The sequence below is a fragment of the Paraburkholderia sp. SIMBA_030 genome, assembly GCF_046535245.1.
Classification (GTDB): domain Bacteria; phylum Pseudomonadota; class Gammaproteobacteria; order Burkholderiales; family Burkholderiaceae; genus Paraburkholderia.
Genome location: NZ_JAWRXB010001407.1, coordinates 1 through 244, shown reverse-complemented (window position 1 = coordinate 244; position 244 = coordinate 1). Strand labels below are relative to the sequence as shown.

General features: G+C 64.8%; 1 protein-coding gene. It reads left to right on the top strand.

Going from position 1 to position 244, the window contains the following annotated elements; genetic code table 11:
• Nucleotides 1-244 (top strand): efflux RND transporter permease subunit (locus SB772_RS44665; protein WP_410839110.1); only part of this gene is annotated, 244 nt, incomplete at both ends.

Below are 244 nucleotides of genomic sequence, written 5' to 3'. Positions count from 1 at the left end.
GGCGCGGCAGCGGCCCGAGCTTGCGCGCGTGACGACCGCCTTCAATCCGAATTCGCAGCAACTGCTCGTCGACGTGGACCGCGAGCGCGCCGAAACACTTGGGGTGCCGGTGGAAGACGTCTATAGCGCGATGCAGACCATGTTCGGTTCGCTCTACGTTTCGCAGTTCAACCGATCGAGCCGTCTGTGGCAGGTGATCTTGCAGGCCGATCCGACGACGCGCCTGCGCCCCGACGATCTCGAC